Annotated in this window: 19 protein-coding genes; 12 read left to right on the forward strand and 7 right to left on the reverse strand. The window is 34.6% G+C overall.

What is annotated here, in order from left to right:
• Positions 1 to 229: 229 nt before the first annotated feature.
• The gene (locus BUE22_RS11565) at positions 230 to 661 is read right to left on the reverse strand and encodes an META domain-containing protein (protein WP_073395168.1); all 432 of its coding nucleotides are present in this window, start codon (positions 659 to 661) and stop codon (positions 230 to 232) included.
• A 110-nt stretch (positions 662 to 771) separates the two neighbouring features.
• Positions 772 to 1,551, reverse strand: a complete 780-nt coding sequence (locus tag BUE22_RS11570) for an META domain-containing protein (RefSeq protein ID WP_073395169.1) — start codon at positions 1,549 to 1,551, stop codon at positions 772 to 774.
• Positions 1,552 to 1,820: 269 nt separating this feature from the next.
• Between BUE22_RS11570 and nirB the strand changes: the two genes are divergently transcribed.
• The 10 genes from nirB to BUE22_RS11620 all read left to right on the forward strand — a co-directional run bounded on the left by nirB (position 1,821) and on the right by BUE22_RS11620 (position 13,349).
• Positions 1,821 to 4,334, forward strand: a complete 2,514-nt coding sequence (gene nirB, locus BUE22_RS11575; RefSeq protein ID WP_073395170.1) for a nitrite reductase large subunit NirB — start codon at positions 1,821 to 1,823, stop codon at positions 4,332 to 4,334.
• A gap of 236 nt (positions 4,335 to 4,570) precedes the next feature.
• Positions 4,571 to 4,951 carry a nitrite reductase small subunit NirD gene (gene nirD / locus BUE22_RS11580; protein ID WP_073395496.1) on the forward strand — a complete coding sequence of 127 codons (381 nt, stop codon included), beginning with the start codon at positions 4,571 to 4,573 and terminating at the stop codon, positions 4,949 to 4,951.
• Between the two features lie 136 nt (positions 4,952 to 5,087).
• The gene (locus tag BUE22_RS11585) at positions 5,088 to 5,672 is read left to right on the forward strand and encodes a DUF4202 domain-containing protein (RefSeq protein ID WP_073395171.1); all 585 of its coding nucleotides are present in this window, start codon (positions 5,088 to 5,090) and stop codon (positions 5,670 to 5,672) included.
• Positions 5,673 to 5,681: 9 nt separating this feature from the next.
• Entirely contained in the window at positions 5,682 to 7,487 is a 1,806-nt protein-coding gene (locus tag BUE22_RS11590) for a sensor histidine kinase (RefSeq protein ID WP_073395172.1), read from the forward strand.
• A gap of 371 nt (positions 7,488 to 7,858) precedes the next feature.
• Complete coding sequence (locus BUE22_RS11595; protein ID WP_073395173.1) at positions 7,859 to 8,518, forward strand: response regulator transcription factor; 660 nt, start codon at positions 7,859 to 7,861, stop codon at positions 8,516 to 8,518.
• Positions 8,519 to 8,616: 98 nt separating this feature from the next.
• Positions 8,617 to 10,095 carry an MFS transporter gene (locus tag BUE22_RS11600; protein ID WP_073395174.1) on the forward strand — a complete coding sequence of 493 codons (1,479 nt, stop codon included), beginning with the start codon at positions 8,617 to 8,619 and terminating at the stop codon, positions 10,093 to 10,095.
• A gap of 100 nt (positions 10,096 to 10,195) precedes the next feature.
• Positions 10,196 to 11,455, forward strand: a complete 1,260-nt coding sequence (locus tag BUE22_RS11605; RefSeq protein WP_073395175.1) for an alginate export family protein — start codon at positions 10,196 to 10,198, stop codon at positions 11,453 to 11,455.
• A gap of 138 nt (positions 11,456 to 11,593) precedes the next feature.
• Positions 11,594 to 11,959 (forward strand): hypothetical protein, encoded by a 366-nt coding sequence (locus tag BUE22_RS11610; RefSeq protein WP_073395176.1) that lies wholly within the window; start codon positions 11,594 to 11,596, stop codon positions 11,957 to 11,959.
• A gap of 53 nt (positions 11,960 to 12,012) precedes the next feature.
• Positions 12,013 to 12,726 (forward strand): exonuclease/endonuclease/phosphatase family protein, encoded by a 714-nt coding sequence (locus BUE22_RS11615; RefSeq protein WP_073395177.1) that lies wholly within the window; start codon positions 12,013 to 12,015, stop codon positions 12,724 to 12,726.
• Positions 12,727 to 12,728: 2 nt separating this feature from the next.
• Complete coding sequence (locus BUE22_RS11620) at positions 12,729 to 13,349, forward strand: class I SAM-dependent methyltransferase (protein ID WP_073395178.1); 621 nt, start codon at positions 12,729 to 12,731, stop codon at positions 13,347 to 13,349.
• Positions 13,350 to 13,410: 61 nt separating this feature from the next.
• Here BUE22_RS11620 and BUE22_RS11625 read toward each other — a convergent pair whose 3' ends face one another.
• The 5 genes from BUE22_RS11625 to BUE22_RS11645 all read right to left on the reverse strand — a co-directional run bounded on the left by BUE22_RS11625 (position 13,411) and on the right by BUE22_RS11645 (position 19,265).
• Positions 13,411 to 14,217 carry an ABC transporter ATP-binding protein gene (locus BUE22_RS11625; protein WP_073395179.1) on the reverse strand — a complete coding sequence of 269 codons (807 nt, stop codon included), beginning with the start codon at positions 14,215 to 14,217 and terminating at the stop codon, positions 13,411 to 13,413.
• A 94-nt stretch (positions 14,218 to 14,311) separates the two neighbouring features.
• Positions 14,312 to 15,199, reverse strand: a complete 888-nt coding sequence (gene ntrB / locus BUE22_RS11630; protein ID WP_073395180.1) for a nitrate ABC transporter permease — start codon at positions 15,197 to 15,199, stop codon at positions 14,312 to 14,314.
• Between the two features lie 111 nt (positions 15,200 to 15,310).
• Entirely contained in the window at positions 15,311 to 16,540 is a 1,230-nt protein-coding gene (locus BUE22_RS11635) for a CmpA/NrtA family ABC transporter substrate-binding protein (RefSeq protein WP_073395181.1), read from the reverse strand.
• 28 nt (positions 16,541 to 16,568) lie between these two features.
• Complete coding sequence (locus BUE22_RS11640) at positions 16,569 to 18,008, reverse strand: alginate export family protein (RefSeq protein WP_207761278.1); 1,440 nt, start codon at positions 18,006 to 18,008, stop codon at positions 16,569 to 16,571.
• 552 nt (positions 18,009 to 18,560) lie between these two features.
• Positions 18,561 to 19,265, reverse strand: a complete 705-nt coding sequence (locus BUE22_RS11645) for a Crp/Fnr family transcriptional regulator (protein ID WP_042563004.1) — start codon at positions 19,263 to 19,265, stop codon at positions 18,561 to 18,563.
• Positions 19,266 to 19,452: 187 nt separating this feature from the next.
• Between BUE22_RS11645 and BUE22_RS11650 the strand changes: the two genes are divergently transcribed.
• Positions 19,453 to 22,971 carry a nitrate reductase gene (locus BUE22_RS11650; protein ID WP_073395182.1) on the forward strand — a complete coding sequence of 1,173 codons (3,519 nt, stop codon included), beginning with the start codon at positions 19,453 to 19,455 and terminating at the stop codon, positions 22,969 to 22,971.
• Positions 22,972 to 23,303: 332 nt separating this feature from the next.
• A complete protein-coding gene (locus BUE22_RS11655) occupies positions 23,304 to 24,734 on the forward strand; it encodes a rubredoxin (RefSeq protein ID WP_073395183.1) in 1,431 nt (476 codons plus the stop codon).
• Positions 24,735 to 24,737 lie beyond the last annotated feature (3 nt).

Here is a 24,737-nt window from a genome sequence, read left to right on the forward strand (position 1 = left end):
TACGCAACAATTGTCATTGCGTAAATCTTTATTTAGCTAAACAAAAAAAAATCCGCGCAAATCCATGTTTTCGCTTGCGAATCTGCGTCATCGGCGTTCGAAATATCACGCCTGTAAACTTTTGTCGATTTAACAAATGAGATTAATTCGTTCCTAGCAACACCCAATAAAAAAAAGGCTTCACTAATAATAGTGAAGCCTTTCTACTTCTTAACTTTAATTTTTTGAATTAACCTTTTTTGAATGACATTGTTAATCCAAATTGGTTTGAAAGGAATAATTTATTTTCCTTAATAGAATAACCTGAATTTGTTCTCAACAACTGCAAAAATTCAGCTTCTTTTTTTGCATCACATTTTTTAGTTTCTGAAGTAAGATTTAAAAACTGGATTTGACCTTCGCCTTTAGATAATAAATTTCCTTTGATAGCATTACATCCAGTTGAGCCTGAAAACGTTGCTGGATTCATTACAATTTTTGGTAAGCTTGAAAAGTCTTTATCAGTAACAACTTTACCGTTTAAATTTTCCAAAACCCAGTTTTGCTGCAATTTCTTTTCAATTGTCTTTTCATTAGTCGATACTGTTGCGTTCGTTTCTTTAGCAGATTTACAGCCAAAAGCCAATGAACCTGCAATAAATAACATTAAAATCCTTTTCATGTAAAATATTTTTTATAAGTTTTATTTTACAAAAATATTCTCACTTGAAAGTATCCTTTATATGGAATAAGATTTTTTTAAAACATATTAAGACATTTTAAAGTAAGGTTCTAATCCACTTTTTTAAAAACCAATAATTTCCCGGACGGATTAGAAAGCATTAATTTATTATCACCTATTTTATAAGTGGTTACATTTTGAAGCGCTTTTGCAAATTCGCCTTCTTTATTTCCTGGTGCACAAGCCATTAAAGTCGAAATAACTTTTGAGAATCTTAGCAAATCTTTTTCATAAAACAGAGTACCGCTAATTGCATTGCAGCCGCCATAACCCATAAATTTATTTTCTGCAGAATTAATTTCAATTCTTGGCAATTCTCTTTGAAAATCAGTTATAAAAACTTTAAATCCATTTAATTCTTCCAAAACCCAAATATCATGTAGTCGATAATCTGTATTATATTTTCCACAGCCACTTAATTTTTCCAATTCTAATTCGGAGTTGTTTTTAATTTCAACCGTAACCTTATAAGGAGAAATTTCTCCTGACATTGAATTCTGACATTCCAAGTGCTGAATTGTAATCGTCGCAGTAGAAGTTTCATTACTTACTTTATACATTTTTACATTGGCATCCATTGCTTTTATGGCTTCAACAGATGGGAAAATAATTTTTTCTTTTCCGGTAATCAACGATGTGAAAACAATTTCATCATTTCCCATTTTCAATCCCCAAAAAGGTTCATTTCCGGTTGCTGTAAAATAATATTTCATCTCATCTTCCTGAGTTCCATATTCAGAAGTAGTTTGTGGATCTGAACTTTTGCCCACAGTAGATTTACAACTCACAATTAAAGAAAACAACAGCAATAGTGAAATTATATTTTTCATAACGATTTTATTAAGAATATTTGCTTACCGAAAAACACATATAAAATTCTTATGAATTTACGACATTTTTTTGAAACTCTTATTTAGAATGTTTTCAAATTTTAAATAATTTCTATTACAATAATTCACTCGAAACACCCACTACGTAAAAGATTACGACTAAATACGTAATTACATTAAAGATATCTTAGTTAAAAAATTAATTACAATACGTATTTTTATAAGTATAAATACTTATATTTGCGTAGTAATACTTAATTAAAGAAATCATGATAAGAGTAATAGTAGTTGGAAACGGCATGGTTGGTTATAAATTTTGCGAAAAATTCATTGCAAAATCAGGACAGGAAAAGTATCAGATTACCGTTTTTGGAGAAGAACCAAGACGCGCTTACGACAGAGTTCACTTAAGTGAATACTTTGGAGGCAAAACAGCAGATGATTTATCATTATCAACAAGTAATTGGTACACAGAAAACAACATTATTCTTAACACTTCTGAATTAATTACAGATATTAACAGAACAGAAAAAACAATTCATACTCATTTAGAAAAAACACATACGTACGATTACTTAGTTCTTGCAACTGGTTCTTCGGCTTTTGTGCCGCCAATTGATGGTGTAGAAAAAGAAGGTGTTTTTGTTTACAGAACTATCGAAGATCTGGATGCTATTATGGCTTACGCCAAAAAAATAAAACAAAAAGGCGCGACAGAAGCAGCAGTTTTAGGTGGAGGCTTATTGGGATTGGAAGCTGCAAAAGCAGTTAGAGATCTGGGTTTGAATCCACATGTTGTGGAATTTGCACCTCGTTTGATGCCAAGGCAATTAGACAAAGGCGCGAGCGATATGCTACAATCTAAAATTGAAGAATTAAATATTGGCATTCATCTTAACAAAGCCACGCAATATATTGACGGTGCAGCATGCATAACGGGAATGATGTTTGCAGATGACGAATTGTTAAAAGTTGACATGTTGGTTATTTCTGCCGGAATTAAACCTCGCGACGAATTAGCTCGAGTTTCAGGACTTGAAGTCGGTTTACGAGGCGGCGTTGTGGTAAACAATCAAATGCAAACATCAGATCCTTCTATTTATGCCATTGGCGAAGTAGCATTATATAATCAAAACATTTACGGGCTTGTTGCTCCGGGTTACGAAATGGCCGATGTCGCTGCAGAGCAAATCTTAAATGGTACAAAAACCATGAGAGAAACCATCGATATGTCAACTCAATTAAAACTAATTGGTGTTGAAGTGGCGAGTTTTGGTGACCCTTTTGTTGAAAATAATGAGGTAACCGCTATTGTTTATGAGAATAAATTAAGTGGAATTTACAAAAGAATCAACGTTACCAAAGATTCTAAAACTCTGTTAGGCGGAATTTTAGTTGGAGATGCCAGCGATTACAATTCACTTTTTCAGATTTACAGCAATGCAATGGCTTTGCCTAAAAATCCGGAAGATTTAATTTTAGGTTCTCGTGATGGATCTGAAGGTTCAAGTTTAGGAAGTGTAATGGATTTACCTGACACCGCCGTAATTTGTTCTTGCGAAAATGTGACTAAAGGTGCAATTTGCTGTTCGCTTTTAGACGAAACCTGTTCTAGTTTTTCTGATGTTGTAAAACATACCAAAGCCACTTCTGGCTGTGGCGGCTGTAAACCAATGGTTTCTGATTTGGTAAAAGCCACTCAAAAATCTTTAGGAAAAGAAGTAAAAGAAGTGATTTGCGAGCATTTCAATTATAATCGTCAGGAATTATTCGATTTGGTAAAAATCAATAAATACGAGAATTTTTATGATGTAATTGATCATCACGGTAAAGGCGACGGCTGCGAAATTTGCAAACCTGTTGTAGCCTCAATTTTCTCTAGTATTTACAACGATACAGCCAATAAGCACGTTACAACTCAAGATACAAACGATAGATTTTTGGCTAATATTCAACGAAACGGAACGTATTCTGTTGTGCCAAGAGTTGCCGGTGGAGAAATTACTGCCGAGAAATTAATTGTAATTGGAGAAGTTGCCAAACAGTTTGATTTGTACACTAAAATTACAGGCGCTCAACGTGTCGATTTATTTGGTGCACATTTGAGCGATCTGCCAAAAATCTGGAAAATATTAATTGATAATGGTTTTGAAAGTGGTCACGCCTACGGAAAATCGCTTCGTGCCGTAAAAAGCTGTGTTGGAAATGCCTGGTGCCGTTACGGAATGGACGACAGCGCAGGATTTGCTATCGAACTGGAAAACAGATATAAAGGAATTCGTTCTCCACATAAATTAAAAGGTGGTGTTTCGGCTTGTATTCGCGAATGTGCCGAAGCTCGCGGAAAAGATTTTGGGCTTATCGCTGTTGAAGGCGGTTGGAATTTATACATTGCCGGAAATGGTGGTGCCAACCCAAAACACGCTGTTTTATTAGCCGAAAAAATTGATAAGGAAACTGTTATCAAATACATGGATCGCTTTTTAATGTATTACATCCGCACGGCTGGCCCGCTGATTCGAACTTCGACCTGGTTAGAAAAACTTGACGGAGGTTTAGAATATCTGAAAGAAGTAATTATCGAGGATAGTTTAGGAATCTGCGAAACGCTGGAAGCCGAAATGCAGACTCTGGTAAACACTTTTGAATGCGAATGGAAACAAGTTCTTGAAAAACCAAGATTATTAAAACGTTTCAACCATTTTGTAAACTCTGACGAGAAAGATGACAATGTTGTTTTTGTTCCGTTACGAGATCAAAAAGCACCAAAAGCGTGGTCTTAATTTATATTTCATTTTTAAACACATAGAAACATAGCTTATAGAAGTGAATAAAGGCATTTCACTACACACATAGCTTTCAAAGATTTTTAATTTTTAATTAAAAAATTCAGCTCCAAAAAAAAAATAAAAATATCACAAACGTTTGCTGTCCTTCTTACCCTCTTTTTTACTGCGCCATCATAACTCTCATGATTGTAAAAAGAGGGATAAGAAACAGGAACCAAAAAATTATTAAAATGGAAGAAATCTTAAATCAATACGAAACCGTTCATCCAAGCGATGCTACAATTTGGTTCAAAGCCGGAAAAGTAGAAGATTTTCCAACCAATCGCGGCGGCTGTATCAAATACAAAAACAAACAAATCGCCATTTTTAATTTTGCACGCCGTAACGAATGGTACGCTTGTCAAAATGCCTGCCCGCATAAAATGGAAATGGTTTTGGCAAGAGGAATGACAGGATCAACAGATGATATTCCGAAAATTGCCTGCCCGATGCACAAAAAAACCTTTTCATTGGTTGATGGTTCAAATTTAAATGGAGATGATGATTTAAAAATTGCAACATATCCAATTAAAATTGTTGACGATCAAGTATTCGTTGGTTTTGTAGATTAGAGAGCTTTAAGAGGCAAGAAACAAGAAGAAAGATCTGAAAATTTTTATCATCTTGCTTCTTGCTTCTTTCATCTCACTTTTGTCTTTCGACTTTTCTACTAATTTACGTATATTTGAAATCTATTATCTACCAACAATGACTACACCTTTTCAAAAAGCAAGCGAATGGATTGATGCCGAAAACGCTCAGGATCCGAATATCGAAATCGATCAAAATACTGAATATCCGAAGGAATTATTATATTCTAACAGGATGTACGAAAGATTGATGCAATTTGAACCCGAGGCTTCAGAAGAAGTGCAAATTGCCTCAAAAGCGCAGCATATCTGCCGATGGAAAGTAGCACGCGAATCTTACCCAATGGATCGTGTTGGTTATTTGAAATGGAGGGAAGAATTGAAAAAATTTCACGCCAAAACTACTGCCGAAATCTTAGAAAAAGCAGGATACAATCAAGAATTTATTGATCGTGTTTCTTTTTTAATTGAAAAAAAACTGCTTAAAAAAGACAACGAAACCCAATTACTTGAAGACGTTATTTGCTTGGTTTTTTTAGAATATTATCTGGATCCTTTTGTTCATAAACACGATGAGGAAAAACTAAAAAATATCATCAAAAAAACCTGGGATAAAATGTCAGACAAAGGACATCAGGAAGCTTTAAAAATTAATTATTCTGAAGAAAATTTAAATTTGATAAAAGCGTCTTTAGGGTTGTAAATTAGTATAATGAAAAAAAACAATCAGGAAACTGCAGATAAAATTACTTTCAAAAATTTACGCCGTCTGTATTTTTTTGCTCTTCTAACTATTGCAGTAACTATTATTGTTAGTCAGGTTTTAGTTCAATACAATCTAAATCAACAATTAAGCGATTCTAAAATCATTAATATTTCCGGAAAGCAAAGAATGCTGAGCCAGAAGATTGTTAAAGAAGTTCTGATTCTTCATTATGTTGCTGATACTGTTTCTTCCAAACAAATTTCACATTTAAAGAATGTTTTATCTCTTTGGAAAAACACGCAAAACTCGCTGGAAAACGGCAATGATAGTTTGGCTTTTCCAAAAGAAAAAAGTGAAACGCTTGCTAAATTATATATTGAAGTAAAACCCAATTTTTCGAAAATTGCAGAAACAACAGATTTGCTTCTGTTGAATTTAGCACAAAAAAACAAAATAGCCGACAATCAAAAACTGGTAGAAATTATTCTAAAAAACGAAGGTATCTTTCTTTCGAAAATGAATCAAATTGTAACACAATACGATCTTGAAGCACACGAGAAAGTTACGGAACAACGCAGAATAGAATATTGGATTTTTGGTTTCACGCTACTCATTTTGCTTTTGGAATTTTTCTTTATTTTTAAACCTACCAATAAAAAAATTGAGAGACTGATTGCCAAGCTTTTATCTTCAGAAAAGAAAGCTTTAAAATTGGCCTACGACACTGAAATTATCAGTGAGATAAAAGAAAACTCCGTAAAAGAATTAAAATCATTGAATTACGCCATGGAAAATACGCTGCTTTATTGCCGTATTGCACCCGATGGTTCGATTATACATATTGGAGAAAAATTTGCCAAGCTTTTGAATTACACTAAGTTTTCATCTAATAAAAAATTCTCAGAAGTTTTAACGACCGACGAAAAAGAACAGCTTAATATCGATCGCATTATTTTTGAAAAGCACAGAAGCGGCTGGCAAGGCGAAATTAAAATCATCAATAAAGAAGCACAGACTATCTGGCTTGATTTATCAATGGTTCCCGTAACGATAAAAAAAGATGAACTCGAACTTTTAATTGTTTGTTTTAACATTACCGAACGCAAAAAAGCACAGCGTGAAGTAGAACGTCTGAATATTGAAAACAGTACCGAAAAAATCAATCAACAGAAAATTATTTCGAGCAAAATTGTCGAAAATCAGGAAAATGAACAAAACCGGATTGCGAAAGAAATTCACGACGGAATTGGTCAGATGCTCACAGGATTAAAATTTAGCCTGGAAAGTATTAATCTGGAAGACAAGGAAAAAGCAGCTCAAAAAATTGAATATTTAAAGAAATTATCACTGGATATTATCAAAGGAGTTCGTACGGCAACTTTCAACCTAATGCCTCCCGAACTAAGCGATCACGGCATTGTTTCTTCTCTGTCGAAACTTACACAGGAACTTTCAAAACTTACCGGAAAAGAAATCCTGTTTTACAACAAAACGGACTTCAGCCAGCGTTTAGATTCTTTAATCGAAATTAACATCTATCGCCTTACGCAAGAAGCGATCAACAATGCCATAAAATATGCTGAATCATCACATATTATTGTGCAGCTTTCGCATAGCGATACGCTCCTAAGTATTATTGTAGACGACAACGGAAAAGGTTTTGATATTCACACTGTAGATAAAAAACGCAATAGCGAATCCGGGATGGGATTATTGTTCATGAAAGAAAGAATTCAATACATCAACGGACGCGTTTTTATTAAATCGATTCCGGGTGAAGGAACGAGGATTACTTTTAATATTCCGATATAAAAATTTGATAATTTGATAATTTGTCAATTAGACAATTAGATAATTAGATAATTTAAAATTCCAATATTCTACAATCTTGTCATCTCGACGGAGGAGAGATCACACAAGAAGCTCCGCAATCAAAATCGCCAATCTTTGTCAAGTTACGAGTGTAATCCCTCCTCCGTTGAGATAAAAAAAACATAACAAAATTTTCTTCACAAAAAAATTAGACAAAAGTCTACAACCAATTTTCTAATTATCAAATTGACACATTATCAAATTGGCACATTTTCTAATTGACACATTTTCTAATTTAAAAAATTACGTATCTTAGCCTAATATTTATAGATGAATATACGTAAAAATTTAGAATCAAAATTAAGTAAATCATGAGTAATACTATTCGAGTTGTTCTGGCAGATGATCATGTATTTGTAAGAGATGGAATAAAATCTTTATTAGAAAACGAAGCAAACATCGAGGTTGTAGGCGAAGCTATTGATGGTGCCGATGCTCTTGAAGTGGTTGCAAGCAGTAAACCGGATTTACTTATAGCAGATATTCGCATGCCAAATCTTACAGGTATCGAACTAGTAGAAAAACTTAGAAGCGATAATAATAACGTAAAAATTATTATGCTTTCCATGCACGAATCTGAAGAATACGTACTAAAATCTATTAAGGCCGGAGCCGATGGATACTTATTAAAAGGTTCAAGCAAAGAAGAATTTTTAAAAGCACTCCATATCGTTGCTGGCGGTGGAAAGTATTTTAGTGGTGACATTTCCTCAATATTAATCAGTCAGTTAACAAACTCTTCAACTTCATTAGAACCTAAACAAAATTTAGGCGAAGAAATGATGATTACCAAAAGAGAAAAAGAAATCCTGACACTTTTATTATCTGGAAAAGGCAACAAAGAAATCGCCGAAGCCCTTGAAATTAGCAAAAGAACTGCCGAAGTACATCGTTTTAACCTGATGAAGAAACTGAAAGTTAAAAATTTAATGGAACTTTCCAATAAAGCCACTGAGTATTCTTTATTATAAAAAACTACGTATAATTACGTAATTATTTTTCAAAAACTGCGTTTTCGCAGTTTTTAACTACGTTTTAGTACTTATTTTTGTTAAAAAATATAAGTGCTATGAAAAATACAAACTCACTCTCGCAATCACACAAAATTTTATTCTTAAATACTCTGGCTTTCACTGTGTGTTTTGCCTGTTGGACATTGAATGGCGTTTTAGTAACCTTTTTAGTTGATAACGGAATCTTTCACTGGAGCGTTGTTCAGGTGGGCTGGCTTCTTGGAATTCCGATTCTGACCGGATCTATAATGCGTTTGCCAATCGGTATCCTTACGGATAAGTTTGGAGGAAAATATGTTTTTTCACTTTTACTGCTACTCTGCTCGATTCCTTTATTTTTACTGCCTTTTGCTGATAGTTTTATAACATTTGCTTTATTAAGCTTTTTATTTGGAATGGTGGGTACCAGTTTTGCTGTCGGAATTGGATATACATCGATTTGGTATCCAAAAGAATGGCAGGGACGCGCTTTGGGAATCTTCGGAATGGGAAATGCCGGTGCTGCTATCACCACTTTTTTAGCGCCTTCATTACTAAACCATTTTTCTATTGAAGATCCACAAAACGGCTGGAAAATACTTCCTGTAATTTATGGTGTAGCGTTGGTTGTTATTGGAGTTGCTTTTTTAATTTTTGCAAAAAACAAGAAAATAGAAAACAATACAAAGAGTGTTTCTCAAATGCTTCAATCTCTTAAATCTGTTCGGGTTTGGCGTTTTGGAGCTTATTACTTTTTAGTTTTCGGATGCTTTGTAGCTTATTCGCAATGGCTTTTACCTAATTTCATGAATGTTTATCAAACCAGTTTGGTTATGGGCGGATTATTTGCTACACTTTTCAGTTTGCCATCGGGCGTTATCAGAGCTTTTGGCGGTTATTTATCAGATAAGTTTGGTGCCAGAAAAATCATGTATTGGGTTCTAAGTTCATCCGTAATTTTAAGTGCATTATTAATGATTCCGAAAATGGAAATTACAACAACAGGACCTGGTGTTTTAGCAACTAAAAAAGGAACCATAACTTCTGTCTCAGATGAAAATATTAAAATTGGAGACACTGAATTTCCTGTTACACAAAAAAAAGAAAACACAAATGAAAATGCTATTTTTCCAACCAAAACTTCATGGCAGCAAGTTGTTGTGAATCAAAATCAAACCGTAAAGAAAAAAGAACTTCTCGCCAAAGGTATTACCGTAATTAAATTTGATGCCAATATGTGGGTTTTCCTTGTTCTTGTAATCCTAATAGGTATTTCATGGGGAATAGGCAAAGCAGCAGTTTACAAACATATTCCGGAGTATTTCCCTAAGGATGTGGGTGTTGTAGGCGGAATGGTTGGAATGATTGGAGGACTGGGCGGCTTTTTTGGACCAATTATTTTTAGTTACCTGCTTACTTCAACCGGAATCTGGTCGAGTTCTTGGATATTTATCTTAGTTTTTTCTCTAATTTGTTTAATATGGATGCATTATACAATTACGAAAATAATGAATGAAAAACAACCTGCATTATCAAAAGTAATTGATAGACAATAAATTAAAAGGGAAACAATAAAATGAATAAATTTGTATGACTTTTATCACAAAATAAAACTTAGTAATCTTTTACATTTGCCTGGTATTTAAAAATTCAGTTATGAAAAAACTAAGAATAATTATCCTAATAATACTAGGAACAATTAGTGCAGATATTCAGGCACAGGAGTTGGATGTGAACTTACAAATTAGACCTCGTTTTGAGTACCGAAACGGATATAAAACACTTTTACCGGAAGGTCAGGAAGGAACTTCTCAGATTTCGCAACGTTCAAGATTAAATTTCAATTATAAGCAGGATGAATTTACGGTAAAACTGACTTTACAAAATACCAGAACCTGGGGAGATGTTGCTACTACAACAACAGCAGATAAAAATGGTGTTGCTGTTTTTGAAGCCTGGGCACAATATGATATTACCAAAAAATGGAGCGCCAGAATGGGGCGTCAGGTATTATCTTATGATAACCAACGTATAATGGGCGAAATGGACTGGGCGCAACAAGGACAAAGCCATGATGCATTAATGGTGTCTTTTCATCCGGAAAACCACCAGTTAGATTTAGGAGTTGCATATAATTCTGATGCTGAAAATGTTAAACAAACGCCATATACAGTAGCCAATTACAAAACAATGCAATATGCCTGGTACCACACTACTTTTGACAAATTAGGAGCAAGTTTATTATTATTGAATACTGGTTATGAATATGCCGCAACTCCTACTAAATTATTAATAGATTACAAACAAACCTTTGGAACTTACTTAACTTATAAAACTGCAAAAATTGACAGTAATTTAAGTTTCTACGGTCAAACCGGGAAAAGCACAGATCTAAAAGTAAGCGCATGGAATGCTGCAGCCAATTTTGGGTACCAAATATCTGAATCTTTTAAAGCTGGTTTAGGATACGAATTTCTATCAGGAAAAGATACAAACGACGGAAGTACTGTTATTAAATCATTTAATCCAATTTTTGGAACCAACCATGCCTTTAATGGTTATATGGATTATTTTTATGTAGGCAATCATTTAAACAATGTTGGTTTGCAGGATGCTTTCTTAAAATTGAATTACAATGTAAACAAATGGCAATTTGCATTAATGCCGCATATATTTTTATCTGCTGCTGATGTAGTTACTCCGTTAAACGAAAAACTTGATTCTTATTTAGGAACTGAAATTGACTTTACTGCGGGCTTTAATTTCAAGAAAGAAATTACATTAACAGGAGGATATTCACAAATGTTCGGATCTAAAACTTTAGAATTCATAAAAGCCGGAGACGCAGGGCATACCAACAATTGGGCATGGCTGATGATTTCTGTAAATCCAAGAATTTTTAGCTGGAAAAAATAGTTTTTCTGCAAAATTAACTCCTATATTTTACCCTTTTCCCATTTCGGAAAAAGGGTATTTTTTTTGCCTTTCCAAAAAATTGTTATTTGTTTTAATTAGTTATATTTGAATCGATTATGAACCCCAAATTCTATCCTGATGAAACATTTTTTAAAACTGTCAATGTTAACTTTCATTGTAACACAAACTGGTATTGCTCAAAAATACAATAATGCATTAATTTCAAAAGATTCAGAAATAAATTTTGCAAAAACACAAAAAAGAGGAATCAAAAAAAACAACATTATCTACTATGTTGAAAATGATTTACAAACAATATCTGCCTATAAAAGCAATAAATTGAAATGGCAAACTAATGTAATTTCTGTTTGTGGAGAACCAAAACGTGGAGAACCTCAAATAAGATATGTAGGATATAATGCCAACAAACTACTTATAGTTATGGGAAAACATAATTTTGCAGAAATTGACATAAATAGTGGTATAACTAAACTTGTTGGTTAAGATTAAAAGTAGAAAGCGATATTTAATTTAAATTCGCATATACATTTAATCTAATGAAACTCATAGCCTGGAATTGCAATATGGCATTTAGAAAAAAAGCCAAGTTTATCTTGGCTTATAATCCTGATATTGCCGTAATTTCAGAATGTGAAAATCCCGAAAAACTGAAATTTGCAAGCGATACAAAATTACCAACTGACATTCTTTGGTATGGCACAAATCCGCATAAAGGGCTTGGGGTTTTCTCTTATAGTGATTATCGGTTTCAATTATTGGATTGCCATAATCCACAATTCAAAAACATTCTGCCAATAGCTGTTACTGGCGGAAAAGTTGATTTTACATTATTTGCAATCTGGGCAAACAATCCCCAAGATAAAGACGGGCAATATGTAACCCAGGTTTGGAAAGCAATTCATTATTATGAAGATTTAATCAAAGAAAATAAAACTATTTTAATTGGCGATTTCAACAGCAATACTATTTGGGACAGACCAAGAAGAGAAGGAAATCATACTACAGTTGTAAATAAACTGGGATCTAAAAAAATCCTGAGTACCTACCATCAATATTACAATCAAATACAGGGCAAAGAAGAGCATCCAACTTTGTATCTTTATCGACACGAAAACAAACCGTATCATCTTGATTATTGCTTTGCGTCGAATGATTTTATTGAAATCTTAGAAAGCGTCGAAGTTGGAACTTATCAGGATTGGACAATGCTTAGTGATCACAAACCTTTAATAATTAATTTCAATATATAAAAATGAACAACTGGACTCAAAGATGGGACGACCGCTACAGCAATGAAGAATTTGCCTATGGTGAAGAACCTAACAATTTCTTCAAGGAACAAATCGAAAAACTAAACGCCGGAACTATTCTATTTCCTGCCGAAGGCGAAGGCCGAAATGCCGTTTATGCCGCAAAATTAGGCTGGAAAGTTGCTGCTTTTGATATAAGCGAAGAAGGAAAAAACAAAGCTTTAAAATTAGCCGCAACAAATAATGTTTCGATAGATTATCAGGTTGGCGAATTGAAAACTTTAAATTATCAAGCTGAACAATTTGATGCTATTGCATTGATTTACGCACACTTTCCTGCTGAAATAAAATCTTCAATCCATAAAACGCTTGACAAATATTTACGCCAAAACGGAATTATAATTTTTGAAGCTTTCAGCAAAAAACATCTGGAATATCTTGCAATAAACGATAAAGTTGGCGGACCAAAAGATATTGAATCTTTATTTTCTATTGAGGAAATAAAAGCTGATTTCCCAAACTACGAAATCATCCAATTAGAAGAAACAGAAATCGAACTGAACGAAGGTTTGTTCCATAACGGAAAAGGTTCTGTTATTCGATTTGTTGGAAAGAAAAAGTAAATCATAATGTTGAGACGCACCATATAGTGCGTCTCAACAGAACATCTCAACTAAATTCTCTTTAATTTTTATACTTCATTCCCATATCTTCAATAGAGAATTTGTCTGTCAATAAATGTAATAATTTATCTCTCAAAGCAATATATTCAGGCATTTTTACGATTTCTATTTTATTTCTAGGCCTTGGTAAATGCACTTCAACAATTTCTCTGATGGTTGATGCCGGACCATTATTCAACACCACAATTCTATCAGATAAAAACAAAGCTTCCTCAATATCATGCGTGATCATTACGATCGTTTTTTCCCTGTTGTCTAAATTCCACAATTTTAAAACTTCCAACTGCATCGATCCTTTTGTTAAGGCATCTAAAGCTCCGAAAGGCTCATCCAAAAGCAATACTCCCGGATTGATTGCAAAAGCTCTCGCAATAGCAACACGTTGTTTCATTCCGCCCGAAAGTTGTCCGGGTAATTTGTCTTTATGTTCAAATAAATTGACCATTTTTAGGTTCTGAATCACAATTTCGTGTTTCTCTTTTTTAGAGCAATTCATAACCGAATCAACAGCCTGAAAAATATTCTGTTCTACTGTTAACCATGGTAAAAGGGAATAATTCTGAAAAACGATTCCGCGATCCGGTCCCGGTCCTTTTATTTTTTGACTGGCTAATTCGACAGAACCACCCGTTGGTGTCAACATACCGCCAATAGCATTCATAATAGTCGATTTTCCACAACCCGAATGCCCGATAATCGAAATGATTTCTCCTTTTTGAATGGATAAATTAATATCACGAACGGCGATATATTTCCCTTTTGGAGTTGGAAATGATATCTCTAAATTTTTGATTTCTAAATAACTCATGAGTTTATAATTTTAGATTTTTGAAAGTTTCAAGTTTCAGGTTTCAGGTTGCCTCTCTTTGTCCCTTTGAACCTTTGCTTCTTTGCACCTCTGATTAAGCTTTGTAAGCCACTTTATTTTCCACGTATGTAAAAAATTTATCGAATATCAAACCAACTATTCCGATGATGATAATGGCTGAAATTACTTTTTCTAAACTTAAGGCGTTCCAGCTGTCCCATACGAAGAAACCAATTCCGGCTCCACCTGAAAGCATTTCTCCGGCAACAATAACCAGCCATGCAACGCTGATACTCAAACGTAATCCTGTGATAATGTGCGGTAAGCTAAACGGAATTAAAATTTTGGTGAGATAACGCATTTTAGAAAAACCAAAAGCCTTTGCTACATTTTTATGATCTTGTGGAATAGAGGCGATTCCGAAAGAAGTATTGATTAAAGTCGACCATAACGACGTAATGAAAACGATAAATATTGTCGCCAAACCAGTGTCTTTAAAAACGACCAATCCGATAGGAAACCATGCCAAAGGCGAAACCGGTTTTAAAAGCTGTACAATTGGATACATAATTTGCTTGCAAATCGTGCTCGCTCCCATCAAAATCCCAATTGGAATTGCTACTAACGAACCTAATAAAAAGCCCAATAAAACGGTTTTTATGGAATTAAATAATTGCAATCCGATTCCTTTATCATTTGGTCCGTAATCGTAAAACGGATCGCTTAACATTTCTTTCAAAACGGTAAAAGTAGCCAGAGGACCCGGAAGTGCGTCTTTCGTATAAAGACTCAATAAACTCCAAAAACCAATAAATAAGGCAATTCCGATTCCTGCAAATGCAGTTGATTTTAGTTTAATCAAAACTGAATTTAAAATCAATTTTAGTTTCTCATTTCTTCCGTTATCAATCACGGTATTTTCCATCAAAACTTCTGTTTGATCCGCGATGTCGTTTAGCGTTAATGTATCTTTATTAGACATGATATTCTGATTTAAATTTGACAATTCTGTTAAGGATTTTCGCCACGAATTCACGAATTTATTGTAGCACTGAATAGAAAAATTAATTCGTGAATTCGTGGCGGAAAAAAATTATTTTTTAACCACTTTTAAATATGCCGCCGGATTTGAAGGATCAAAAACAGTTTTATCCATTGTTAACGAGAAAGGCTTCATGTCATCATTTGGTACTTTTACTTTCATGCTTTTGGCTACTTCTTCGTATAAATCCTGTAAAATCAATTTATCAGCGATTGCTTTATAATTTGGTGCTTCTTTCAAATATCCAAATCGAACGTATTGTGCCATGGCCCAAATTGCATACGATTTACGAGGATAATTTACCATACCACCTTTGTAAAACAACATATAATCTTTAGCATAAACTTCCGTTCCCTGGTTGCAACCCAAATCGTAATTTCCCATTAATCTATTTTCGATAACATCAGCGGGAGCATTTACATAAGGTGCTTTTCCAATTATTGCAGCCGCTTTTTTACGATTTGCCGGATTATCTAACCAAATACAGGCTTCTAAAACTGCTTTCATCACCTTTACAAGATCAGTTCTTCTTTTTTCGCTGAATTCTTTGTTGACAACCAATGCTTTTTCAGGATGGTCTTTCCAGATATCTTGTGAAGCAACTTGTGTAAAACCAATTCCTTGTTTTACCGCAACACCGCCCCAAGGCTCACCAACACAATAACCATCCATATTCCCCACTTTCATATTGGCCACCATTTGCGGAGGCGGAATTGTAATAATTTTAGATGTTTTTTGACTTACACCTGCAATGGCCATCCAGTTTCTTAACCATAAATCGTGTGTTCCTCCCGGAAAAGTCATGGCAAAAGTCACTTCTTTTTCTGCCTTAAGTTTGGCCGCCACAACAGGTGCGATTTTAGTCATTTGTTTGAAACCAACTTTTCCACAAAAATCATTAGAAAGTGTAATCGCCTGACCGTTCACATTCAGCATCATGGCGATTTTCATTTCAGAACCTGCTTTCCCTCCTACCCCTGTGTAAACCGAAAATGGCATAGAATACAGACAGTGCGCTCCGTCTAATTCACCGGTTAAAATTTTATCACGAACATTCGCCCATGAAGATTCTTTGGTTACCACGACTTCCACTCCGTATTTTTTAAACAATCCTAATTCCTTTGCCATTACAATTGGAGAGCAATCTGTTAATGGAATAAATCCAAGTTTTACAGGATCATTTTGCGCTGAAACTTCTGAAAAAGAAAAAGCTAAAACGAGTATTAATGTCAGTAACATTCTTTTGAAAACTTCTGTTGTGATTATCTGTATTTTTTTCATTTTTAAGAAATTTAAAAGTTATTTGTTTTTATTTTTTAGCTAAAAAATTAGGTTTGATATTTAGCATTACATAAGCAAATTGTGGGTTTAAGTCGGCATTGGCAACATTTTTAACCGCTGCAGAAGCCATAGAATTTGTAGCTTTCATGAAAGAATAACCTGCTTCAATATTGACGATTTTAGTCAGGTTGTATTTTACCAGCAAATCAAGTTCAGTTCCCAGATAAGAGTTTAGTTTTCCGCCTGCACCATTAGATAAAGTATTTGCCGATTCAAAACCGTGAATATCCAATGCAAAACTTAGATTGTCTTTGGCATTATATTTTATTTTGAAGAAGTAATCCAGTAAACCTTGTTTTCCAAAACCATTCGCTGCATAAAAATAATCCATGCTTCCCCAGAATTTATGAGGTGTTCCGTAAAGCGGATCAAATCGATTGTCTTTTGAATCGGCCGTAACCGTTTTAGTTCCGTCATCTCCAGATAAAAAATCAACTCCGGGACCAATAAACAATTTTCTTCCTACTTGCAGAGTTGATGTAATCGAAAATAAATTGGCGTTTAATGATCTTCCATCTTTGTTTTTTCCTCCCTGATAGTAATAACTTCCTGTCAAATTTAATTTTCGGGTTACATTGGTGTTGAAGTAAATTCCGGTTGTATTTCTGCTCCAAACTCCGGTTCCGTTTACTTTTGTAGTTACCGCTGGCGTTCCTGCAGTCACTAAAGTATATTTGTTGAAATCATCCTTGAAGAATAAAAAAGACAAGTCGCCAAAGAAGAATTTTCTGCCAACATAAGCATATTGGAATGATTTGTACATGGTGCCAATTCCGTTAGTTCCTGCGCCATAAGCCGGATTTGTACCATTATAAATTGTTCCTGTATTATTTTCTTTATTCTGATTAAAAGCAGCACCAACATCTGCAATCCAGCCTTTGTTAGCAAATTTAAAAACGATCGCATCATGACGTCTTCCTTGTTGTAACCAATCTAAACTTCCCAAGACTTTTTGATCATCATAGGAAATCTCCTGACGTCCTGCTTTTATAGACAAATTCTGAATCGTACTTACTGTATCATTCAAAAAAATCTCGGCCCAGGCTTCGTGCAATAAAATTCCGTTATTTGCTTCTGTTGTCGTTCTGTTGATTGATGAAGCATCTTGCCCCCAAACGCGAACATCTTGCAGTGCTGTAAAAATTTTAAATCTATATCCGGAATATCCGGCATTTAATCTTGTTCTCTGACTTGTAAATAAAGCTGCTTTATCGCCTTGTTGTTGTAACGTTCCTTGTCCGGCACGCATTTCAACACGGTCTCTTAACTGACCTGTAAATGTAAATTGCGCTTTTGCTTCATAGCTTCCTAAGATTGTAAGTACAAAACCTAATAGAATAGATCTTGAAATTTTTGATGCAAAAATAGTGTTGTGGTTTTTTAATATTGGATTGGTTAATTTGCTCATAATAATTTGGTTTGATTTGTATGAAGCAAATTTACATACGTATAAATACTTAAGTACAATACTTATGCCATATCAAAACATTTTTTTTAACCCATAAAAAGCGTTTTAAAGTCAATTTGTTTTCTGCGTTTTCGCATGAAGCTAAGGCGAATGTCAGTAAAATAAGGGATTTTAGTTATTACGTAGTTCAACTTAATTAGATAATGTGCCAATTTGAAAATTAGATAATTGTTGGGAAGAAGAGGAATGTGATTTACAGTTGGGATTGGTAAACCCCTGGATGATAAAACATAGCCAACGGTTTTAACCGTAGGGAGCATGAAACGCTAAACGATACGTCTCCGAGGTTGAAACCTCGGGCTATATTTGAAAAAACGAATTAATAAACATGGTCAACGGCTTTAACCTTTGGGAGCACGAGACGCCAAACAATACGTCTCCCGAGGTTGAAACCTCGGGCTATATTTGAAAATGAATTTGATATACATAGCCAGCGGTTTTAACCGGAATAGGTCAAAACCTGAAACCTGAAACTTGAAACTTTTTCCCCTCCTAAAAGTACTTATGTTCCATGATTTCTGACTGAAGTTTTGGAATGGCGAGGATGCCTATTCTCTTGCCGACTGTTTTTATTAGTGACTCTTTTTTTAGGCTTGAAAGCACACGAATAACTTGTTCCTCAGTAGTTCCGGCGAAATCGGCAATTTCTTTTCGTGACAGTTCGATGTCAATTAGACCGTTTATTTGTCCAAATTTTCGGTGAATGTACAATAACAAATCGATTACGCGTTCCCGTACATTCATATGGGCAATTTTTCGGATATTGTTTTCGCTTTTATTAAGTTCATCGGCATAAAACAACATTAAGGCATATGTAAATTCAGGAACGCTCTGAAGAATTTCCATCATGGTTTCATTGCTAAAATTACATAAAACCGTATCTTCAAGAGCATAAGCACCAATCAGATAGCGTTTACTTGTTCCGAAACCACGAAAACCAATCGTATCTCCGTTTTTGGTGAGACGAACAATTTGTTCACGGCCGTTAATTCCGGTTTTAACCGTTTTTACTTTTCCTTTACAAATAAAATAAAGTCCCTGAATTGGAGCACCTTCAATAATAAACTGCTGCGTTTTTTTGCAAACAAAACTATGTTTCTTCTGAACATATTGTTTCATTTGTTCCAGATGCAGGTGTTTTTTTATAAAACAGTTTTCGTTGGCGCAGGAATAACAAATGGGCTGCTCTTCTTTCATAAGTCCTAAATTTTAATCGATTTAAAAACTAATTTGTTGTTCCTCATTTATTTTCATCAAAAATATAAAAATAATTTCAAAAAATACGTATTTATACGTAAAAATACTTATTTTTGTCTAAGTCAAATACGTGAGGCATTTACGACTGGGCATAATTACTATAGTTGTATTTAAAAAAGAAGCTGTAATGCAAAATACCAAAATCAAAACTACCTGTTCATATTGTGGCGTCGGCTGCGGAATTATCGTTACGAATGACGCTAAAAATGGTGTTATGGTAACGGGCGACAAAGACCACCCGGTAAATAAAGGAATGTTGTGTTCTAAAGGGATGAATTTGCATTACGTAGTCAATGATACTTCAGATAGAATTTTATATCCGGAAATGCGAGGCAGTAAATCTTATCCGCTTGAACGCGTGACTTGGGATACAGCTCTTGATCGCGCCGCTGCCGTTTTTACTTCAATTATCAAAAAACATGGTCCTGACAGCGTTGGTTTTTATATTTCAGGGCAATGTTTAACCGAAGAATATTATCTGGTAAACAAACTAGTAAAAGGATTTCTAAAAACCAATAATATCGATACCAATTCCAGACTTTGTATGAGTTCGGCGGTTGTGGGTTATAAAAAAACTTTTGGAGAAGATTCTGTTCCAATTGCTTATGATGATATTGAATTGGCAGATACTTTTTTAATTACCGGCGCAAATCCGGCTTGGTGCCATCCTATTTTATTTCGAAGAATAGAAAAACACAAAGAGAAAAATCCGAAAATAAAAATCATAGTAATTGATCCGAGGCGAACCGATACAGCGGCTTTCGCCGATTTGCATTTACAGATTATTCCCGGATCTGATATTATATTGTATCATGCTATCGCGAGACGCATTATCGAAAAAGGACACGTTGATCATGATTTTGTAAAAAATAATGCCGAAAATTTCAAACAATATAAAGATTTAGTTTTAGGCACTTCGTTAGAAAAAGCTTCAAAACTTTGCGGAATTTCTGTAAACGACATCAAACTTGCTGCAGATATTATTGGTAAAGCAAAAGGATTTATTTCGCTTTGGGCAATGGGATTGAATCAAAGTGCCGTTGGCGTTGATAAAAATACGGCTTTACTAAACTTATCATTATTAACGGGCCAAGTTGGTAAACCGGGTTCCGGACCATTTTCTTTAACCGGACAACCCAATGCAATGGGCGGACGAGAAGTGGGCGGAATGGCAACACTTTTGGCTGCGCACAAAGACATTGCAAATCCGGAACATCGTAAGGAGGTGGCCGATTTTTGGGGTGTTGACGAAATCTCAGACAAACCGGGCTTAACTGCAACAGAAATGTTTGAAGCATTGGAATCTGGAAAAATGAAAGCCGTTTGGATTATCTGCACCAATCCGTTAGTAAGTTTGCCTGATTCACGCCGAATCGAAAAAGCGTTACAAAATGCCAAATTTGTAGTAGTTCAGGATATTTCGCATAATGCAGATACTTCAAAATATGCCGATTTATTATTACCGGCTGCAGGCTGGTTAGAAAAAGAAGGCACAATGACCAATTCTGAACGTCGAATTTCGTATTTGCCAAAAGGAATAAACGCTCCCGGAGAAGCACTTCCGGATATTGAGATTTTAATTCGTTTCGCTAAAAAAATGAATTTCAACGGTTTCAATTTTAATAGCGCCGAGGAAATTTACAAAGAACATTGCGCATTAACCAAAAATACCAATATTGATATTTCATTTTTAAATTATCATCGTTTAAAAACCGAAGGTACTTTTCAATGGCCCGTTCCGGATTACGGGCATCCGGGAACTCCCCGCCTTTTTACAGACAAAAAGTTCTATACGCCATCGCAAAAAGCAATTTTCAATTTACCAACAGTAATTGAAAATACTTCAGAGCAACCAAGTCCGCAATATCCATTTATTCTCACAACAGGCCGCGTTCGCGATCAATGGCATACGATGACAAAAACCGGAAAAGTATCGCGATTAATGACGCATACACCAAGTCCTGTTTTAGAAATTAACCCAATCGATGCGTATAAAAACGACATTAAAAATGGTGATATTGTTACCGTTTCGAGTAAAAACGGAGAAGTTCGGGTTAAAGCAAAAGTTACGGATACTATAAAAGAAAAAGTAGTTTTTCTGCCAATGCATTGGGGGAAACAACTCGAAAATGATTTAAACAGAACCAATAATTTAACCAATACGGTTGTCGATCCCATTTCAAAAGAACCTGATTTTAAATATACTACAGTTGCGATTACCAAATATGTAAAGCCTTTTCAAAAAATTGTTATCGTTGGCGCAGGAGCTGCTTCTTTTCGATTTATTCAAAACTATCGTGAATTCAATTCTACCGACGAAATTATTGTTTTTTCAAATGAAGTAAACCCGTTCTACAATCGCGTATTGCTTCCTGAATATATGACGGGCGAATTTACCTGGGAACAACTTTTAAAAGTAAAAGATGGAGAAGCTTTAAACAAGCTGAAAATTACCATGAATGCCGGCGTGGCAATTGATAAAATAAACGCAAATGACAAAACGGTTTTAGATAATCTGGGCAATCTGCATACTTTTGATTCATTGATTATGGCAACCGGAAGCCGTCCTTTTGTACCAGAAAATGCCCAGCTTCATTTACCCGGCAGATTTACCGTGAGACGAAAAGAAGATGCCGATCGTTTAAAAAAATACCTGGACAATACCAATTTACCTACCGAAGAACAACATGTTGTTATCATTGGCGGCGGTTTACTAGGATTAGAATTGGCCGCCGCTTTAAAACATAAAAAGGTAAAAATTACTATTATTCAAAGAGCTTCACGTTTGATGGAACGTCAATTAGACCGAATTTCGAGTAAATTACTGGCAGAAGAAGTTCAGCTTCGTGATATACAAATTTACTTTGATAATGAAGTGAGTACCGTTTTTGAAACTGAGAATGACAATGAAATAGAAATCGCTTTAAAAAGTGGGCGAATCATTACCGCAAATGCGATTGTTTATACTATCGGAACAATTCCAAACATCGAAATTGCCCGCGAAACAGGTTTGATTTGTGGTCGAGGTGTAAAGGTAAACCAATATTTACAATCGTCGAATCCTGATATTTTTGCTATTGGAGAAATAGCTGAATTTGATAATAAATTATTCGGAATCACTTCTGCGGCCGAAGAGCAGGCTGATATTTTAGCCAACTTTTTGGCTGGCGATATTAGCAGTTATTACAAAGGTTCGATTCTTATGAATATTTTAAAATTAGAAGATATAAACCTGTGCAGCATTGGCGATATCGAAATTCCCGAAAATGATGATTCATATGAAGAAATTGTTTTTGCCGATTTGAAAAAACGCTATTACAAAAAATGTATTGTAAAAGATGATTTGCTTGTTGGCGCGATTTTAATGGGCGACAAAAATGAGTTTGCCGAATTTAAAACGATGATTGAAAGCAAAATCGAATTATCAGACAAACGTAATTCTCTTCTGAGAGGAAGTTCAAACGCAAAACCTGTTTTAGGAAAATTAGTTTGTTCCTGCAGTCAGGTTGGAGCCGGAAATATTGAAGAAACCATTAAAAGTGGCGTTAACAATTTTACCGATTTATGTAAAAATACCGGTGCAGGATTAGGCTGCGGAAGTTGTAAGACAGAAGTAAAAGAGATATTAGCAAAGTGTAAAGTTTAAAAAAATGTTTCAAGTTTTTTTTAGTTTCATGTTTCAAGTTACTTTGCTTTGAACATAAATTTTACCGCAGAGGTCGCAAAGGTTTTTCGCAAAGTTTCGCAAAGGCTTATATACTGTGTGTAAAGTTTGTTTTCTATCGAAAAAAGTTCACAAAGCTAAACGCTAAAATCTTTATTCAAAACTTTGCGGACTTTGACTATTTAGTAAACATAAACTAAAAAAACTCTGCGAAACTTTGCGAAAAACCTTTGCGACCTTTGCGGTTAGATCAACACAATCCAACAACCTGAAACCTGAAACAAAAAAAACTTGAAACTAAAAAAACTAAAAGAATGGAATTGACAAGACTTATAGTAAAAGGAGGCGTTATTTCGCCGGGAGAATTGCGGGAAGTGGTTAATATCGCTATGGATCAGGGTTTAGATTCGATTTCCTTCGGTTCCAGACAAGATATTATTTTTCCGAAAGGGTTAAAATCTTCAGATAAAGAAAAATTGGGTAAACATCATTTTGTTTTTCCCGATCAAACAAGCGGTAATAATATTGTTTCTTCCTATGTTTCTACTGATATTTTCAGGAACACAAACTGGCTTACCGGCAATATGTTTTTATATATTTTAGAACAATTTAAGGAACAGCCCAAATTAAAAGTAAATATCACAGATCCTAAACAACAACTGGTTCCGTTATTTACCGGCCATCTTAATTTTATTGCTTCAGAGCATGAAGATTATTGGTTTTTATATATTCGTTTGCCAAAATGGGAACGCATGGAAGTTTATCCCGTATTGATTTACAGTTGGGATATTGCAAAATTCTATTATGAAATCGAGAAAATCGTAAGCGAAGAATCATACGGAATTGATATGATTTTTAGTTTGGTTAGTGAAATTTTAGACACCAACAACAGAACAATTGACAAACCTTTAAATGTTCCGTTTTATCCTTTTCCGTATTATGAAGGTATGAACCGAATGGGAATTGATCAATATTGGCTGGGTTTATATTGGAGAAATAATTTATATGATCTGGATTTTCTGAAAGAAATGTGTGATTTGTGTTTTGACTGCAAAATTGGAAAAATCTGCATCACGCCCTGGAAATCATTTATTATAAAAGGAATTCCGAAAGACCGAAAACTGGAATGGGAAAAATTCCTGGGTAAAAAAGGAATTAATGTTCGTCATTCTTTACTGGAACTGAACTGGCACTTGCCTGTTGCCATGGAATGGGCTTTGAATCTTAAAACATTTTTAGTTCGTACGTTAGATCAATTTGATATTAGTACTTATGGATTAACCTTTGGAATATCAGAATACAATCGCGATGGCCATTATTTTACTTCGGTTGTGGTCGAAAAAAATGACTTGCCAAAAGATTTAGAATCCATAAAAATCAGAGATACTTATAATGTTTTGTTTGCAAAGAATTTCGATCCAAATACCAGAGAATATATCGTGCATTCTCAAGATATTGACAAACTTGAATTGCCCACAATTTTAATTGAATTGAGCCGAAAATATTTCGATGAACTCGGAAATTCTACTTCTGAAATAGCCGAAAATCCTCAGAAAAAGGAGAAAGCACAATTGGATATTTATCAGTGCCAGGAATGCCTAACACTTTATAAATCAGAATACGGAGACGAAAGCCAAAATATTCCAAAAGGCATTTTATTTACTGATTTGCCAGAAAGCTATTGCTGCTCACTTTGTGAAGCTCCAAAGAGTAATTTCAGGATTTTAGAAATTGTAGAAAATTAAAGG

This window comes from Flavobacterium pectinovorum (genome assembly GCF_900142715.1).
Taxonomy (GTDB): Bacteria; Bacteroidota; Bacteroidia; order Flavobacteriales; family Flavobacteriaceae; genus Flavobacterium; species Flavobacterium pectinovorum.